Below are 14694 nucleotides of genomic sequence, written 5' to 3'. Positions count from 1 at the left end.
GTTGCATGTCAACGTTTTGCGAGTTTGTAGTCGCCCCAACGACTGAAGCCAAGCAGGAATGCTTCAAACACGGTCATTCCGGGATGGTCCGTAGGACCAGACCCGGAATCTCGAGATTCCGGGCTCGATGCTGACGCATCGCCCCGGAATGACGGCTACGCCGTCATTTCATCTCCGACAGCCGCGCCGCGTAGCGGGCCATCAGATCGACCTCGATATTGACCTCACTGCCGGCCTTCCAGCCGCTCAGGGTCGTGACGGACAGCGTGTGCGGGATGATCAGCACCGAAAAGGTGACGTCATCGACCGTATTCACGGTCAGCGACACGCCGTCCAGCGTGATCGATCCCTTCGCCGCGATGAAACGCGCCAGTTCGCGGGTGGTTCGCAGCTCGAAGCGCGCCATGTCAGGCAGATCGTCGCGCTTGACGATGGTCGCGATCCCGTCGGCATGCCCGGCCACGATGTGACCACCGAGCTCGTCGCCGATCTTGAGCGCGCGCTCGAGGTTGAGCCGGCCACCCTGCGCCCAGTGCCTGGCGGTGGTCATGCCGAGCGTCTCGGCCGCGGCATCGACATCGAACCAGGTCTTGCCGTCAGCCGTGCCGGAGGCGACCACGGTGAGGCAGACGCCGTTGCAGGCGATCGAGGCGCCATCGGCGATCGTGGTCTGGTCGTAGTCGCAGGCAATCCGCAACCGGTGCAGCTGCCCCTGCGCCACAGGCTTCAGGCTGGTGATCTCGCCGATATCGGTGACAATTCCGGTAAACATTACGCACGCTCGTAGATCGTGAGACTGTCGTTATCGAGGGTTTCGCTAGCACGAACCTTGAAGCCCGGCGACTGCGTGATTGCGTCGAGCGGCATTGCGTCCAGCGCGGGAACACCATCGGCGCCGATCGGTTCGGGTCCGCGCAATAGCCAGATTTCATCGACCAGGCCCGCTGCCACGAAAGAATTTGCCACCCGCGCGCCGCCTTCGACCATCAGCCGCGTGATGCCCTTCTCCGCCAGCGCATGCAACACCGCCGGCAGGTCGAGCCCCGGTTGCGCGCTGGACGCAACGCGGATCACCTCCGCCCCGGCAGCACCGAGCATCATCGCGGCCGGCGCCTCGGCAAGATCCGACGTCATCACCCAGAGCGGCGTCTCGCGCGCCGAATGCACCAGGCGGCTGTCGCCCGAGATCCGCAGCGCGCGATCCAGCACCACCCGCACCGGCGAGCGCGCCGCCATGCCGGGGAGACGGCAGGTCAGCATTGGATCGTCGGCCCTGACCGTGCCGATGCCGATCAGGATCGCATCGCTCTGCGCGCGCAGCAGATGCACACGCCTCTGCGCAGCTTCGCCGGTAATCGCAACTGGCTTGTGTCCGCCGGCTGCGATCTTGTCGTCGGTGGACACCGCAAGCTTGAGGATCACATGCGGGCGCTGGTCCGTGATCCGGCGGAAATGCCCGGCATGGTCGCGCGCGGCGTCGGCGGCGCACAGCCCGACATCGACCGCGATCCCAGCGGCTCGCAGTTTCGCATGCCCCTTCCCACCGACGTCCGGATTGGGGTCCTCGATCGCCGAAACCACGCGGGCAAGCCCGGCTGCGACGACGGCATCCGCGCAAGGCGGCGAGCGGCCGAAATGCGAGCAGGGTTCGAGCGTGACATAGAGCGTGGCGCCGCGCGCGGCGCTACCTGCCCGTCTCAGCGCCTCGACCTCGGCATGCGGGCGGCCGCCGGGCTGGGTCCAGCCGCGGCCGACAATCACGCCGTCCTTGACGATGACGGCGCCGACCGCCGGATTGGGCCAGGTGCGCCCCAGCCCGCGACGGCCGAGCGCGAGCGCGAGCTGCATGAAGCGCAGATCGGCGGCCTTTGCCGTTTCCTTGGCCGCTTCCTTCGCCTCTTTGGCCTTCTGCCCGAGCTGCTCTTCCAGAATGCGGAAGATCATTTTCGCAACGTCGCGATCCGCGGGTCGTCTTCGCCGGTCAGCTCGTCGAGCACGGCCTCGAAGTCCTTGGCCTCGCGGAAATTACGATAGACCGAGGCGAAGCGCACATAGGCGACGTCGTCGAGCTGGCGCAGATGCTCCATCACGATCTCGCCGATCGCCTCCGAGGAGACCTCCGCCTCGCCGCCGCTTTCGAGCTCGCGGACGATGGTCGACACCATCTTCTCCACCCGTTCCGACTCCACCGGGCGCTTGCGCAATGAGATTTGCAGCGAGCGCACCAGCTTGTCGCGATCGAACGGCACGCGGCGGCCGTTGCGCTTGATGACGGTGAGCTCGCGCAGCTGCACCCGCTCGAAGGTCGTGAAGCGGAAGTTGCAGGCCATGCAGACGCGCCGCCGGCGGATGACGGCGGAGTCCTCGGTCGGACGCGAGTCCTTGACCTGCGTATCGAGAGAATTGCAGCTCGGGCAGCGCATCCGACGGGACCTTTACGAGCGAACGGCTACTGGTAGATCGGGAAGCGGTCGGTCAGCGCCTTGACGCGCTCCTTGATCGCAGCCTCGACCAGCGGCGCCTTGCCGTCCGGCGATTGCGCCAGCGCGTTCAGCACTTCCGCGATCATGCCGCCGACCTGCTTGAACTCGGCGACGCCGAACCCGCGCGTGGTCGCCGCCGGCGTACCGAGACGCAGGCCCGAAGTGACGAACGGCTTCTCGGGATCGAACGGGATGCCGTTCTTGTTGCAGGTGATCGCAGCGCGCACCAGCGCCTTCTCGGAGATGTTGCCCTTCAGGCCCTTCGGCCTGAGGTCGACCAGCATCAGATGGTTGTCGGTGCCGCCGGACACGATGTCGAGGCCATGGCTGCGCAGCGTCTCCGCCAACGCCTTGGCGTTCTCGACCACGTTCTTGGCGTAGACCTTGAAGTCCGGCCGCAGCGCTTCGGCGAACGCGACCGCCTTGGCGGCGATGACGTGCATCAGCGGGCCGCCCTGCAGGCCGGGGAAGATCGCCGAGTTCAGCTTCTTCGCGAGCGTCTCGTCATTGCTGAGGATCAGGCCGCCGCGCGGACCGCGCAGCGACTTGTGGGTCGTGGTTGTCGTGACGTGGGCGTGCGGCACCGGCGAGGCATGCACGCCGCCGGCGACGAGGCCCGCGAAATGCGCCATGTCGACCAGCAAATACGCGCCGACCGAGTCGGCGATCTCGCGGAAGCGCTTGAAGTCCCAGGCGCGCGAATAGGCCGAGCCGCCGGCGATGATCAGCTTCGGCTTCGCCTGCTCGGCCTGCTTCTGGACTTCGTCCATGTCGATGATCTGGTCCTCGCGGCGCACGGTGTAGTGCGCGGCCTTGAACCATTTGCCGGACATGTTGACCGGCGAGCCGTGGGTGAGATGGCCGCCGGCGGCGAGGTCGAGACCCATGAAGGTGTCGCCGGGCTGCAGCAGCGCTAGAAACACCGCCTGGTTCATCTGGCTGCCGGAGTTCGGCTGGACGTTGGCGAAGCCGGCGCCGAACAGCTTCTTGGCGCGCTCGATCGCGAGGTTCTCGGCGACGTCGACCCATTCGCAACCGCCGTAGTAGCGCGCGCCCGGATAACCTTCCGCATATTTGTTGGTCATCACCGAGCCCTGCGCCTCCAGCACCGCGCGGCTGACGATGTTCTCGGAGGCGATCAGCTCGATCTCATGGCGCTGCCGACCGAGCTCGCCCTTGATCGCGGCAGCGATCTCGGGGTCGGCCTCGGCAAGGGTTGCCGTGAAGAAGGAATCGGGCGCGGAAGCGGTCTTGGACGATGAGGTCATCGGCGAAATATCTCCACCGCCGCAAGCCTTTACACGGGATGCGGACGGTCACGAGTGGCGGTCGAAGCTGGTTTCAGAGGGTTATCACATCACCCCAAAATGGCCAAGCGGTTGCGGTCCCCGGCGGTCAATTATGCCAGATATGGTGGGGATGCCGGGGATTGCCAGCTGGCTGGGCCGGCCCGCCCGTAACCCGGTTCCGATCCTCCCAGACGGCATGGCCGCGGCGGCCTGCGGGGCGGACCGACGCCCCCTTCCCGAGCGCCCGCCCTATCGGGGCTGACGCCTCAAGGCGCGAGCAACACCCTCGAACTTCGCCATTGCCGGTCCCCCAATCACGCTTCACTCAATCACGCGACGGCCGACTCTCTGGATCATCACACGCGCGATCATGATGCATCGAGTCACGAATGATCTTGAATCGTTCGATTTTTGAATCGTTCTTTGAATCGTTCAACACTGGATCCATTCAAGCGTCTCACGCGATGCGTGCAAATGTACGTCGTACGCCGTTGTCACTCAGTCACACACATCAGCTTTGCGCACAGCTTCGATAGCTTCTAACCGCGCGCGCGCTGTTTGCGAAAATCACCGTGATAACGACGCCGAAGACAATTCTCTTTGGGGGCGTTGAATGACGGACGGATGGATTCGGCCGCAGCGGTTTGCTGCTTCGGCTCTGGTGGTGCTTTCGGTTGCTGGGGCGGACGAGGTCTTCGCGCAGACGCAATTGCCGTCCGTGACGGTCGATGCGCCGCAGCACCGGCAAGCGGCGCGATCGCAGCAGCCATCGCAACGGACCACACGCGCGCGCAGCGCGTCGCGTCGCACGACGGTCGCGCCAGTGGGCGCGCAGCCACAGGCGGCACAGCAGGCCGCAGGCGCCGGCGGCGGACACGAGCGCGCCAACGGCCCGGTCAACGGCTACCTGGCGCGGCAGAGCGCCAGCGGCACCAAGACCAGCACGCCGATCATCCAGACGCCGCAATCGGTGACTGTCATCAGCGCCGAGCAGATCCGCGACCAGAAGATCGTCAGCAAGTTCGACGAGGTGCTGCGCTACACGCCGGGCGTCATCGGCGGCACCTATGGCGCCGACTTCCGCAACGACTGGTTCATGATCCGCGGCTTCCCCGCGCAGAACGAGTCGCTGTTCCTCGACGGCCTGCAGATGTTCTACACCTCCTATGCGAGCTGGAAGCTGCAGCCCTTCAATCTCGAGCGGGTCGAGGTGCTGCGCGGTCCCTCCGGCATCCTGTATGGCGGGTCGGCGCCGGGCGGCCTCGTCAACGCCGTGAGCAAGCTGCCGCAGGCCGAGCCCATTCGCTACATCGAGACCGGCGTCAACAATTTCGGCAACGCCTATACCCAGTTCGACATCGGCGGCGCGACGGCGCAGCCCGGCGGCGGCCAGGTGCAGTATCGCCTGGTCGGCCAGGCCCAGGGCGGCGGCACCCAGACCGACTATGTCTACGACAACAACTTCTTCTTCGCCCCGTCGGTGACCTGGCGGCCCGATGCCGACACCAGCCTCACGGTGTTCGGCATGGCCTCCCACAGCAACACCCGCGCGCTGAACTTCCTCCCCTATGTCGGCACCGTCGCCAACGCGCCGTTCGGCCGCATTCCGACCAGCCTGTTCGTCGGCGATCCCAGCGTCGACCAGTTCCGCCGCGACCAGGAGATGGTCGGCTACCAGTTCCAGAGGAGCGTGACCGACAACGTCGACTTCCGCCAGAACGCGCGCATGGCGCATGTCGACGTCTATTACGCCGGTCTCTACGGGCTCGGCTACGCGACGACACCGGCGGCCGCCGACATCACCCGCGGCAATTTCTACACCCGCGGCATCGCCACCCAGCTCAACCTCGACAATCAGCTTGAATATCGCTTCTCGACCGGCGCGCTGCAGCACACCGCGCTGGTCGGCGTCGATCTGAAATATTACGGCATCGACGACCGGCAGGGTTTTGGCATGGGCACGAATCTGAACGTGCTCAATCCGGTCTACGGCAACAATCTGCCGTATAGCGGCCCGCTCTATCAGAACGCCTATCTGACCCAGGGCATGGCCGGGCTCTATCTGCAGGATCAGGTCAAGCTCGACCGCCTGACGGTCGTGCTGTCGGGGCGCCAGGACTGGGTTGACCTCACCAACAACAACCGGATCGGCGCTTCCCAGGGCCGCGACGACAGCAAGTTCTCCGGCCGGGTCGGCGCGATCTACAATTTCGGCAGCGGCGTTGCGCCGTACGTGTCCTACATGACGGGCTACAATCCGGTCATCGGCACCAATGCCGCCGGCCAATTGCTGCTGCCGGAGACCTCCGAGCAGACCGAGGTCGGCGTCAAGTACGAGCCGGTCGGGCTCAATGCGCGGTTCGGCGTCGCGCTGTTCGATCTGAAGCGCAAGAACGCGCTGACGACAGATCCGAACAACACGCTGTTCCAGACCCAGAACGGCGAGGTCACCTCGCGCGGCGTCGAGCTTGAGGCGGTGGCGAACATCACGCGGGATTTCAAACTGGTGGCGAGCTACACCAATTACGAGCTGTTCGTCAGCAAGGACCTCAATGCCGCGCTGGTCGGCACCGTGCCGACAAACACGCCGCGGCAGCTCGCCTCGGTCTGGACCGACTACACCTTCCGCGACGGCCCGCTGAACGGCTTCGGCTTCGGCGGCGGCGTACGCTATGTCGGCTCGTCGTTTGCCGATACCGCGAACACCGCGCGCGTCCCGGGGGTCGTGCTCGGCGACCTCGCCTTGCACTATGAGTGGGACAAGAACTGGCGCGCGGCGCTCAATGTGGTGAACGTCACAGACAAGATCTACGTCGCGAGCTGCGCGACGATCAGCTCCTGCTATTACGGCGATCGCCGGCGCATCACGGCAAGCCTTGCCTACAAATGGTGAGCACGCCGCGCAACATTCCGTTCACAAATCCATCATCGAGACAGAGAGGCGGCGCGCAGCCGCCTTTCCTTTTTTGACCGCCGTCAGGGTGGTGTCAGCATGTCGCGCTAGGTTCGCGGCGCGGCTAGACTTGCCGCGCCCAGACTGGCCCGCTCCGAATTGCGAGCCCCGGAGCGGGCCTTTTACATGCCAAGGGCTTCCCACGGCAGCCCGAGGGCATCCGAGCCAGTCGCACCGGCCGCGCGCGGGACCAACGTCAGAATGCATTCCTGAACTGCGTGACATAGTCTGGGCTGCCATAGACCCACATCGGCTCGTTGCATTGCCGTGGGCCTACGTCGTTCATGCAGGCAGCACTCCACGGCGGAGCCGCGATCTGACGACCGACGATCCTGTAGCCTAGCAGTCCGCCCCCAATCGTCGGTCCTGTGCCGACATGCACGCGATCGCTGCCTCTGCCGGTTCGCGTATGAGCAATGGCATGGGTCGCGAGAGATGGCGCCAGCATGAGCGCCGCCAGAAGGTAGATCGTCTTCATCGTTCAGCCGCCTTGATTGTGCCTCGCGCAAGCGAGGCGTGTGCGTTGCTGAAAGGGAGACCGAGATCGGAGTTTGGATATTTCCCGATCACGCAAATGTTGGCGGCGTTGCCGTTCGGCAGATCGATCGATTCACGTCCTAGTCTTCATTCGCCTTGAACCGCCCGAGTCCCCTCAGCACGAACGGCGCCAGCAGCGCGATCAGCGCGACGCCGAGCAGCGTTGCCGACATCGGGCTTTGCAGCAGCACCATGGGATCACCGAGGCTGATCGCCAGCGCGCGGCGAAGCTGGCTTTCGGCGATCGGCCCGAGGATCAATCCGATCACGACAGGCGCGATCGGGAAATCGAACCGTCGCATCAAAAAGCCCATCACGCCGAACGTCGCCAGCATCGACAGCTCGACCACCGACGGCTTTGCGGCGATCGTGCCCATGGTCGCGAACACCAGGATGCCGGCATAGAGCCATGGCTGCGGGATCGCGAGCAGCCGCACCCACAACCCGACCAGCGGCAGATTGAGCACCAGCAGCATGCCGTTGGCGATGAACAAGCTCGCGATCAGGCCCCACACCAGGTCGGGCCGTTCCGCGAACAACAGCGGCCCGGGGTTGAGGCCGTATTGCTGGAAGCCCGCCAGCATCATCGCCGCGGTGGCCGAGGTCGGCAGCCCAAGCGTCAACAGCGGCACCAGCGTGCCGGCGGCGGAGGCGTTGTTGGCGGCTTCCGGTCCGGCGACGCCCTCGATCGCGCCCTTGCCGAACTCCTCCGGATGTTTGGTCAGCCGCCGCTCGGTTGAGTAGGACAGGAATGTCGGGATCTCGGCGCCGCCGGCCGGCAGCGCGCCGATTGGAAAGCCGAACAGCGTGCCGCGCAGCCACGGCTTCCACGAGCGCCGCCAGTCCTCCCGCGTCATCCACAGCGAGCCGCGCACCGGCTCGAGCTTCTCCTCGGCATGATGGCGGCGCGACGCGACATAGAGCGCCTCGCCCACCGCAAACAGGCCGACCGCGAGCGTCGTCACCTCGACGCCGTCGAGCAATTCGGGGATGCCGAAGGCGAGCCGCGCCTGCCCCGTCAGCTTGTCGATGCCGACCAGCCCGAGCGTCAGGCCGATGAACAGGCTGGTGAGCCCGCGGACCGGCGAGTCACCGAAAGTCGCCGACACCGTGACGAAGGCGACGCACATCAGCGCGAAGTAATCCTCCGGCCCGAACCGGACCGCGAAGTCGACCAACCATGGCGCGAGGAATGCGAGGCCGATGGTGGCGATGGTGCCCGCCACGAACGAGCCGATCGCCGAGGTCGCCAGCGCCGGGCCGCCGCGGCCGGCCTTGGCCATCTTGTTGCCCTCGAGCGCGGTCGCCATCGACGCGCTTTCGCCCGGCGTGTTGATCAGGATCGCGGTGGTCGAGCCGCCATACATGCCGCCGTAATAGATGCCGGCGAACATGATCAGCGAGCCGCCGGGATCGAGCTTGTAGGTCACCGGCAACAGCAACGCGACCGTCAGCGCCGGGCCGATGCCCGGCAGCACCCCGACCGCGGTGCCGAGGAACACGCCGATCAGGGCATACAGCAGGTTCATCGGCTGCATGGCGACCGCCATGCCGTGCGCCAACGCGGCGAAAGTGTCCATCACAGCAGTCGCTCCAGCGGGCCGGCGGGAAGGCTCAGCGTCAATAGCTTGTCGAACGCGAGATAAATGAGGGTCGTGATCACGAGCGCGATGGCGGTGTCAGCCAGGACAGCGCGCCGGCCGAAGGCAGCCGAGGTGGTGACGAACAGCGCCGAGGTGGCAAGGATGAAGCCGCCGCCGAGGCCGATGATGGCGATCAGGAGCGCGAGGCCGCCGATGATCAGCCACACCGGCTTCGGATCCATGCTCTCGCGCGGCGGCAGGTTGCCGCGCAGCGCGTCGATCAGATTGCCGACAGTGAGGATGACGAGGCCGATCGCGATCACGATCGGCATCGCCTCCGGGCCCATTCCGTACATCGTCGTGGCCGGCAGCTTGCTGGCGTCCCACACCAGCACCGCGGCGAGTACAGCGAGCGCGACCGCGATGGCGACGCCCGCGCGATCGACCCGCCGCACCGGCTCGCGCGGGAGATTGTCGGAGGCCGTGTCCGGCGTCATGACTTCACGAGGCCGACGGACTTCAGCACCTCGGTGACGCGCGTAATCTCCTTCTTCAGGAAATCGGCGAACGCATCGCCGCCGAGATAGGCGTCATCCCAGCCCTTCTGCTTCAGGATGTCCTTCCAGGCATCGGATTTCACCATCTTCTCGACGGCTTCGCTCAGCACCTTGCGCTGCTCCGGCGTGATGCCGGGCGGCGCCACCACGGAGCGCCAATTGGCCAGCACCAGCTCGATGCCCTGCTCCTTGAAGGTCGGGATATCGACGCCGGGCAGACGCTGCGCCGAGGTCACGCCGAGGGCGCGCAGCTTGCCCGCCTTGATCTGGCCGTCGTATTCGCTGAGGCCGGAAATGCCGGCCGTAACCTTGCCGCCGAGAATGGCGGCGAGCGACTCGCCGCCGCCCGAGAACGGAATGTAGTTGATCTTCTTCGCGTCAGCGCCGACCGTGCCCGCGAACAGCGCGGCCATCACGTGGTCGACGCCGCCGGCCGAGCCGCCGGCAAAGGTCACCTTGGCGATATCGGCCTTCAGCGCTGTGGCGAGGTCCTGCGCCGTCTTGATCGGCGAACTCGCCGGCACCACGATGACCTGGGTCTCCTCCGTCAGGCGCGCGATCGGCGTCACCTGGTCCAGCGTCACCGGCGACTTGTTCATGGCGAGCGCACCCACCATGACGAAGCCGTTGACCATCATCTGGTTGCCGTCGCCCTTGGCGCCGTTGACGAACTGCGCGATGCCGACGCTGCCGCCGGCGCCGGGCACGTTGGTGACCTGGACGCTGCGCGCGACACCGGCGGCGACCAGCGCCTGCTGCATCGAACGCGCGGTCTGATCCCAGCCACCGCCGGGCGCCGCCGGCGCCATCAGCTTGAGCTCGAGTTGCTGCGCGGGCGCCGGACCGTTCGCCCCAAGCAACAGCGCGACGACCGCGCCGAACAGGCGCATGTGGGACGAGATCATGGGGCTTCCTCCTGGATTTTCAGACGCGGCCCGCCGATCGCCGGCTGCGTCCAGTCGCGTGGTCGCATCGCCAATCGAAACGCGCGAGTCCCATCGTGTTATGGAATCGCGCGCCGAGCTCGCGTCTGCGCGTTCTTAGCGACCATTCGCCACAGCCTTCGGCAAGCTCGCGGCGCAGCTACACCGTGCTGCAAATCGCCGCACCTTGCTGATTGCTTTTCGCTTGCGATGACTTGAGCCGGGGGCCGGCCGGCTCGCTCGAAGCCGGCTTAGCTAATGTCGCAGATCAGAATCCCGTCGCGACGGCACACCGCGCAGCACGGTGCCGCCGGCCAGTCCAACTCTAGGAACCATCGCGACTTCTTCCCGTTCCACCTCCGCCGATAGATACGGCATTGGAGGAGAGAATATGAACGTTAAAACGATTGTCGCGGCAGCGTTGCTTGCCGCTTTTGTCACGCCGGCATTTGCAGCGGACGAGTTCTACGTCGTGCAGGACGTCAAGACGAAGAAGTGCACGATCGTCGACCAGAAGCCGGTCGATACGACCACCACCGTCGTCGGCCCGTCGGGCACGATCTACAAGACGCGCTCCGAAGCCGAGACCGGCATGAAGACTGTCAAGGTCTGCACGTCCGACTGATCGGCGCCGAGCACGCCAATCATCATTATTTGGGCCGTGCGGCAGTCGTTATCCTGGGTGACGGCATCTGCCGGATCGGTCATCTCCACTGAACGCGAGGAGTTTCTCTTATGAAGAAGTTTGCTATCGGCTGCATCTTGGCTGCGGCGTTCGCGACCGCCGCGCACGCGGCGACCACGATGCCCGCCGCCCCGACGGACAGCTGGACCATCACCAACTACTACAAGCAGAATGTCTATGATCCGAAGGAATCCAAGATCGGGACGATCGACGACGTGCTTGTCGACAAGGCGGGCAAGGTGACCGGCCTCGTCGTCGGCGTCGGCGGCTTTCTCGGCGCCGGCGAGAAGGACGTGATCGTGCCGTACACGGCCGTCAAATCGCAAAAGAAAGACGACAAGTGGTGGCTCACGCTCGACGAGACCAAGGACAGCCTGAAGGCTGCACCGGGCTTCAAGTACGATCGGGCCAGCACGACCTGGATTCCTGAGAACAAGTAACACCGAAAGTTCGCCTGCTTGGCGGTGCATTGCCGATCACGCAGCTTGACGAGCAAGCGGCGCACTAGCCCCGGCGCATTTCCGCGCTGGGGCGTTTGCTTGCACCTCGAACTTCGCCGCAGCCGGGCGAACAAGAGGCAGTGAAGCCGGATTCCCGCGTTGATGATCCGATGCCGCCAGCGGAAGGCACCGAACGCGCGACAACCGACCAACCCACCGACCAACCTTGGGCGTGTTCCTGTTTCAAGATTGCTTGCTTGATCCGCAAACCAACGATCCCCGGGCGCCGGAGGTTTCACAGCGCCGGGGATCGCTACTCCCGGAGGGCTTGGGGGCAAAGGCCGGGAGCTGCGAGTCTACGCTGCCGATTTTCGTTGGTTCCTCGACAGAACCGCATGTGAGCGATCTCACCAAAGGTCAGACTGGTCAGGCGCGAGTCTCCGGTAGCTTCCCATCTTTCTCTTCAGACCACGGCGCAGATCGCTCAGGGGCAAAGCCGTCGTCCGACGGGCGGCCGCGCTTAAGGGGGCGCGCAGGAACCATGCTCCTTCGGGTCGGTTGTCGGAAAGCATCCACCCATCCACACAAAGTATTGTCATGGCGTCACGACTGCTTTCGCTCATGGGTTTTGCGCTTCTGCTTGTTCTGAGCGGTTGTGGCGATCAGCTCGCGTGCGATTCGATCGACACCCGAAAGGCCGTGCTCCAGGCCATTGCCGACGACCATCGAAATCCGCTGGTCAACTACGCCGCCAAGGAGTCGACGGCCAAGCCTGATCCGGAAGATTCGAAGCCACAATACCTGCTCGGTGAAAGAATCGTCACGACTTCGACGAGCAAGGACAAGCGAACCCTGCAGTGCAGCGGCGGGATTTCGGTATCCGTCGGCGACGTCAAGGCGTCGAAGGAAGTGGAATTTACCGCGCAAAAATCAGCCGACGGAAAACTGTCCGTTTCGGTTGCTCCATTTCAGTTTTGACATCGCAGCGGCGGCCTGTAGCCCGCCAATCAGAAGGCGGATCGTATCGACCGTCGCTTTGCCGGGAACCAGAACGACAAGCACAGAGTTATCGTCCCAGTCCGGGAGTGCGGAGAAAATTCCGTCCCGGCAATTTTCAATTCGGAAAGCTAGGCCGTTTCATTCATTCGCGCTCGCATCGCGAACGGACGGTGGTGCATGCCGACGAAGCGGCATCATGGGATAACCGAGATGAGCGTTTCGAGATCGAGAGAATCAACCATCAGGCGGCACACAGCCTCGATGGCACGTGCATTGACATGGCTGAAGAATACTTTCCCCGCCTGCGACGTGCCGGGACCGGAGTTCACCGCCACATCGCCGGTGCGCATCTCCACCGATAGGCGCCGCAGTCCACCCGGCGTGAGGTCAACCGCCGCTTCTCGAAACGGGATCAGGTGAACCGGATTGCCGGTGGGCGCTGAAGCTGAAGCGCGGCACATTTTCCGCAACGCTCTCCCGCGCACCGGAGCAATGGAATTGGCAGGCGTGCTGCCGAAAGAGCTTTAAGCTTGGAACCTTACGGTGTCCCGATAATTGGGCTCCTGTTCCGGGCAGGAACCGATGAAGGGAAATGCATGGGACAGATCCGCCGCCGCGTGAAGCAAGCTGATACGCTCGAAATCCGGCTCACCGAGGGAGCGAAAGAACTTCGCGACCGTGCCGGGCAACTTCCGGCCGGCCAGGACCGTGACGCGCTGCTCCAGCGCGCGCAGCATAATGAAGCCGCCGCGCACATGACGGAATGGCTGACGTCCCCGGGTCAACGAACGCCCATCTAGGAGGGCGACGATGCAGGCGAACCATCACCAGAACCATCACCATTTCGACGGAGTGGAGCTTGCCTTTGTCTGCGCTGCGGTCGTGTCGCTGATGGCGCTGCTTGCCAGCGTGGCGTGGCTTCTGCTGCGGTGATTGTTCGAATCGAAAAGGACCGTCACATGGACGGTCCTTTTCTGCCGGTTGGAATGGATCTGTAAAAACTCAAAAGTTAAAAAATGCTCTGCAAACAAAAGTAGTGCCGGCAGAGTTGTATTACGACCATCCTGGCTTTTGATGAAATCCGGATCAGTACGGGGTTCCGGCGACGGAACCAGGCCGGCGGCGTTTCCGGGACGCTCCGAGAGCCACGCAAACCAAGCCGCGTGCTTGCACGGCACCCCTTCCCGCGAACCGACCCCTGTGCCCTCTGCAAGAGAAAGGGCGAAAACGAAATGCAAAGCTCGGGCAATCATGTCGCGAGAATGCGGGGCTGCATCCTCGTCCTCAGATGTCGTCGCCCGGCTCGACGGGGCGATCCAGTACGCCGCGGCCTCTCGGCTCAAGCGCAGGCGTCTCTGGAATACTGGATCACCGCATGCGCGGGTGATGACACCGAGTGGCTGTTTGACAGTTGAATCTGATCCATCACCGTGATGTCCGCGCAGAGGCTTCGCCTTTGTCGCTGGTGCGAGCGCAGCGAGCCTCGAAGGGTGCACGTCCGGGCTTGTGGCCGAGCATCCTTCGAGACGCGCGGAGCCTGTCATCGGGCCGCGCTTCGCGCGGACCCGTTGGCGATCCTCAGGATGACGGTGATGGAAAGAAACCAGGCTGCTACAGCCCGGTAAACCCGGCCTTCACATGGTCGGTGCTGCCGTCGAGCTGGCGCAGATAGGTCAGCCCGCACACCGTCAACCGGTGCGTATCGCGCTCGCCAGCCTCGAACAGCGTCTGCACGTACTCTGTCACCTTCGCCCGCGCTTCGTCGCTTGCCGCGGACGTGCGGTTGAGCAGCAGGTCATACGTCTGCATGATCCGATCGATCGCGGCTTCCATTGAAGTCTCCGGGTTGACGCTCAGGCGACCACCAGCGTCTCGGCCTCGAACTTCGCGATCGCCTTGTTGGCGAGGCGGAGTCGGTTCAGCTCACCGCGCTGGAACAGCTTCACGATGATGCCGAGCAGGCGCTCATTGGTGGCGAAAGTGTCGGGAATGATGCCGGATTTGCGCAGATAATTCGAGGCGATCGCGTAGGCGTCACCGACGACCTCGACGTTCAGCACCTCAATCCCGCGCTCGACCAGCATATCCCTGCCTCTCTGTTGGGAGACGGGATAAAGCGCAAGAAGCGGCTTGGTTCCTCGCCGGGACCTATTTATTTTCGCAGGTGCAGCATGAAAAACGCATCGGCCGGGCATGACCGATGCGTCGACTGGAGGCAGGCTGCCGGTCTTTTCGAGTGGCCGGC

At 64.5% G+C, this 14694-nt stretch carries 17 protein-coding genes; 6 read left to right on the top strand and 11 right to left on the bottom strand.

The features are described from left to right. Positions 1 to 163: 163 nt before the first annotated feature. Genes BraRD5C2_RS07245 through glyA form a run of 4 tightly spaced genes read right to left on the bottom strand, consistent with a single transcriptional unit; the run spans position 164 to position 3751 of the window. A complete protein-coding gene (locus BraRD5C2_RS07245) occupies positions 164 to 772 on the bottom strand; it encodes a riboflavin synthase (protein ID WP_223967595.1) in 609 nt (202 codons plus the stop codon). After that, entirely contained in the window at positions 772 to 1944 is a 1173-nt protein-coding gene (gene ribD, locus BraRD5C2_RS07240) for a bifunctional diaminohydroxyphosphoribosylaminopyrimidine deaminase/5-amino-6-(5-phosphoribosylamino)uracil reductase RibD (RefSeq protein ID WP_223967594.1), read from the bottom strand. Before ribD ends, BraRD5C2_RS07245 begins: the two co-directional genes overlap by 1 nt. Next, positions 1941 to 2423, bottom strand: coding sequence for a transcriptional regulator NrdR (nrdR, locus tag BraRD5C2_RS07235; RefSeq protein WP_176530931.1), 483 nt, complete (start codon positions 2421 to 2423; stop codon positions 1941 to 1943). Before nrdR ends, ribD begins: the two co-directional genes overlap by 4 nt. Before the next feature lie 26 nt (positions 2424 to 2449). Further along, entirely contained in the window at positions 2450 to 3751 is a 1302-nt protein-coding gene (glyA, locus tag BraRD5C2_RS07230; protein WP_223967593.1) for a serine hydroxymethyltransferase, read from the bottom strand. 634 nt (positions 3752 to 4385) lie between these two features. On the opposite strand from glyA, the gene BraRD5C2_RS07225 reads away from it, so the two are divergent. Beyond that, on the top strand, positions 4386 to 6665 hold the full coding sequence (locus BraRD5C2_RS07225; RefSeq protein ID WP_223967592.1) for a TonB-dependent siderophore receptor: 2280 nt from the start codon (positions 4386 to 4388) through the stop codon (positions 6663 to 6665). 256 nt (positions 6666 to 6921) lie between these two features. Here BraRD5C2_RS07225 and BraRD5C2_RS07220 read toward each other — a convergent pair whose 3' ends face one another. The 4 genes from BraRD5C2_RS07220 to BraRD5C2_RS07205 form a co-directional block, all read right to left on the bottom strand. Beyond that, positions 6922 to 7203, bottom strand: coding sequence for a hypothetical protein (locus BraRD5C2_RS07220; protein WP_223967591.1), 282 nt, complete (start codon positions 7201 to 7203; stop codon positions 6922 to 6924). 139 nt (positions 7204 to 7342) lie between these two features. Continuing rightward, positions 7343 to 8842, bottom strand: a complete 1500-nt coding sequence (locus BraRD5C2_RS07215) for a tripartite tricarboxylate transporter permease (RefSeq protein WP_223967590.1) — start codon at positions 8840 to 8842, stop codon at positions 7343 to 7345. After that, the gene (locus BraRD5C2_RS07210; RefSeq protein ID WP_223967589.1) at positions 8842 to 9342 is read right to left on the bottom strand and encodes a tripartite tricarboxylate transporter TctB family protein; all 501 of its coding nucleotides are present in this window, start codon (positions 9340 to 9342) and stop codon (positions 8842 to 8844) included. Before BraRD5C2_RS07210 ends, BraRD5C2_RS07215 begins: the two co-directional genes overlap by 1 nt. Beyond that, positions 9339 to 10307 carry a Bug family tripartite tricarboxylate transporter substrate binding protein gene (locus BraRD5C2_RS07205; protein ID WP_223967588.1) on the bottom strand — a complete coding sequence of 323 codons (969 nt, stop codon included), beginning with the start codon at positions 10305 to 10307 and terminating at the stop codon, positions 9339 to 9341. Before BraRD5C2_RS07205 ends, BraRD5C2_RS07210 begins: the two co-directional genes overlap by 4 nt. 409 nt (positions 10308 to 10716) lie before the next feature. Between BraRD5C2_RS07205 and BraRD5C2_RS07200 the strand changes: the two genes are divergently transcribed. From BraRD5C2_RS07200 to BraRD5C2_RS07180, 5 genes are all read left to right on the top strand, one after another. Further along, positions 10717 to 10950: a hypothetical protein gene (locus BraRD5C2_RS07200; RefSeq protein ID WP_223967587.1), complete on the top strand. Its 234-nt coding sequence runs from the start codon at positions 10717 to 10719 to the stop codon at positions 10948 to 10950. 110 nt (positions 10951 to 11060) lie between these two features. Further along, positions 11061 to 11450 (top strand): PRC-barrel domain-containing protein, encoded by a 390-nt coding sequence (locus tag BraRD5C2_RS07195; protein ID WP_207829893.1) that lies wholly within the window; start codon positions 11061 to 11063, stop codon positions 11448 to 11450. Between the two features lie 597 nt (positions 11451 to 12047). Continuing rightward, entirely contained in the window at positions 12048 to 12428 is a 381-nt protein-coding gene (locus tag BraRD5C2_RS07190; RefSeq protein WP_223967586.1) for a hypothetical protein, read from the top strand. A gap of 107 nt (positions 12429 to 12535) precedes the next feature. After that, positions 12536 to 12811 carry a transposase gene (locus tag BraRD5C2_RS39630; protein WP_223967585.1) on the top strand — a complete coding sequence of 92 codons (276 nt, stop codon included), beginning with the start codon at positions 12536 to 12538 and terminating at the stop codon, positions 12809 to 12811. 234 nt (positions 12812 to 13045) lie between these two features. Continuing rightward, positions 13046 to 13249: a hypothetical protein gene (locus BraRD5C2_RS07180; protein WP_223967584.1), complete on the top strand. Its 204-nt coding sequence runs from the start codon at positions 13046 to 13048 to the stop codon at positions 13247 to 13249. A gap of 36 nt (positions 13250 to 13285) precedes the next feature. On the opposite strand, the gene BraRD5C2_RS07175 is transcribed toward BraRD5C2_RS07180, so the two are convergent. From BraRD5C2_RS07175 to BraRD5C2_RS07165, 3 genes are all read right to left on the bottom strand, one after another. Then, a complete protein-coding gene (locus tag BraRD5C2_RS07175; protein WP_223967583.1) occupies positions 13286 to 13792 on the bottom strand; it encodes a hypothetical protein in 507 nt (168 codons plus the stop codon). A gap of 268 nt (positions 13793 to 14060) precedes the next feature. Beyond that, complete coding sequence (locus BraRD5C2_RS07170; RefSeq protein WP_092114742.1) at positions 14061 to 14282, bottom strand: hypothetical protein; 222 nt, start codon at positions 14280 to 14282, stop codon at positions 14061 to 14063. A 20-nt stretch (positions 14283 to 14302) separates the two neighbouring features. Beyond that, positions 14303 to 14533, bottom strand: coding sequence for a hypothetical protein (locus BraRD5C2_RS07165; RefSeq protein WP_223967582.1), 231 nt, complete (start codon positions 14531 to 14533; stop codon positions 14303 to 14305). Positions 14534 to 14694: the final 161 nt, after the last annotated feature.

Source organism: Bradyrhizobium sp. RD5-C2 (assembly GCF_019972155.1).
Lineage (GTDB): Bacteria > Pseudomonadota > Alphaproteobacteria > Rhizobiales > Xanthobacteraceae > Bradyrhizobium.
Note: the sequence above shows the minus strand (reverse complement) of the source record. Positions and strands in the feature narration are given on the sequence as shown.

Coding starts and splice junctions, on each gene's coding strand:
- ribD (WP_223967594.1), bottom strand. CDS start 1,944: ATGATCTTCCGCATTCTGGAAGAGCAGCTCGGGCAGAAGGCCAAAGAG.
- glyA (WP_223967593.1), bottom strand. CDS start 3,751: ATGACCTCATCGTCCAAGACCGCTTCCGCGCCCGATTCCTTCTTCACG.
- BraRD5C2_RS07200 (WP_223967587.1), top strand. CDS start 10,717: ATGAACGTTAAAACGATTGTCGCGGCAGCGTTGCTTGCCGCTTTTGTC.
- BraRD5C2_RS07210 (WP_223967589.1), bottom strand. CDS start 9,342: ATGACGCCGGACACGGCCTCCGACAATCTCCCGCGCGAGCCGGTGCGG.
- BraRD5C2_RS07225 (WP_223967592.1), top strand. CDS start 4,386: ATGACGGACGGATGGATTCGGCCGCAGCGGTTTGCTGCTTCGGCTCTG.
- BraRD5C2_RS07205 (WP_223967588.1), bottom strand. CDS start 10,307: ATGATCTCGTCCCACATGCGCCTGTTCGGCGCGGTCGTCGCGCTGTTG.
- BraRD5C2_RS07220 (WP_223967591.1), bottom strand. CDS start 7,203: ATGAAGACGATCTACCTTCTGGCGGCGCTCATGCTGGCGCCATCTCTC.
- BraRD5C2_RS07180 (WP_223967584.1), top strand. CDS start 13,046: ATGGGACAGATCCGCCGCCGCGTGAAGCAAGCTGATACGCTCGAAATC.
- BraRD5C2_RS07215 (WP_223967590.1), bottom strand. CDS start 8,842: ATGGACACTTTCGCCGCGTTGGCGCACGGCATGGCGGTCGCCATGCAG.
- BraRD5C2_RS07190 (WP_223967586.1), top strand. CDS start 12,048: ATGGCGTCACGACTGCTTTCGCTCATGGGTTTTGCGCTTCTGCTTGTT.
- BraRD5C2_RS07245 (WP_223967595.1), bottom strand. CDS start 772: ATGTTTACCGGAATTGTCACCGATATCGGCGAGATCACCAGCCTGAAG.
- BraRD5C2_RS07165 (WP_223967582.1), bottom strand. CDS start 14,533: ATGCTGGTCGAGCGCGGGATTGAGGTGCTGAACGTCGAGGTCGTCGGT.
- BraRD5C2_RS07170 (WP_092114742.1), bottom strand. CDS start 14,282: ATGGAAGCCGCGATCGATCGGATCATGCAGACGTATGACCTGCTGCTC.
- nrdR (WP_176530931.1), bottom strand. CDS start 2,423: ATGCGCTGCCCGAGCTGCAATTCTCTCGATACGCAGGTCAAGGACTCG.
- BraRD5C2_RS07195 (WP_207829893.1), top strand. CDS start 11,061: ATGAAGAAGTTTGCTATCGGCTGCATCTTGGCTGCGGCGTTCGCGACC.